This is a genomic window from Shigella sp. FC1967, assembly GCF_001743005.1.
In the GTDB taxonomy this organism is placed as follows: Bacteria; Pseudomonadota; Gammaproteobacteria; order Enterobacterales; family Enterobacteriaceae; genus Proteus.
In genome coordinates, this window is the sequence record NZ_MIIZ01001123.1 from 1 (window position 1) to 775 (window position 775).

Sequence of the window (775 nt, forward strand, 5' to 3'; positions counted from 1 at the left end):
CCGTGGCAGTCACGTTGATACCCTGCTCTTTTAACGGCGTCGATGTGGCTCGTAAATAAGGCCAGCACGCAATACCTTCAAAGAGAACACGGTATTTTTCTTCACCGCGGTAAGTTGATTTTTTTCTCTTTGATATTTTGTTCCATCTCTTCACACAGTTGTTCAAAAGCCAGTGCGGCTTCTAATTTTCCGCGCGCACAAACAGCAACAGCCATGTGATTAAACAGATCAAAACCATTCATTGGAGACGGCTCATATTGGCAATATTCTGCCGCTTTTAACCATGCTCGCCCTGTACGTTGTGAGATCTCACAGACTTCTTTAAATTTCTCTTCTGAGAACACCTTGCCTGTGACTTTTTCGAGTTGTTTGATGGCATCATCAAATTGCGCTTGAACATATTTCACCGTGACATCATCGGTGTCGTAGTCATTTTTATAAGGAATATCGATAAGGATCATCGGGATATTCAACTCATAAGCGATATTTTCATACCATTTGATCATACAGTTACAGATGTTGTTACAGCACAGTAAGAAATCTGGCTGTGGCATATCCATCTCTTCACACTGTTTAATATCCATATAAGAAAGGCTGATACGAGCATAAGCACAGATATCGTTGGAATATCCCATGCTTTCTGCATGCTCACACATTTTTAACCCTGCACCTTTTGCGGCAATTGCAGCAGCTTGGTTTTCAGGATAAACCACACATAAACCTAATGTTTCAGCAATTTCTTGAGGGAAGTTAGAAGCACACCACCCTATTTTTT

The 775-nt window shown here is 41.2% G+C and carries 1 protein-coding gene; it reads right to left on the minus strand.

Features of this window, described 5'->3' with window-relative positions; genetic code table 11:
* Positions 1-101: 101 nt before the first annotated feature.
* A partial coding sequence (locus BHE89_RS19135) for a 2-hydroxyacyl-CoA dehydratase subunit D (RefSeq protein WP_286146343.1) occupies positions 102-775 on the minus strand: 674 nt, incomplete at its 5' end.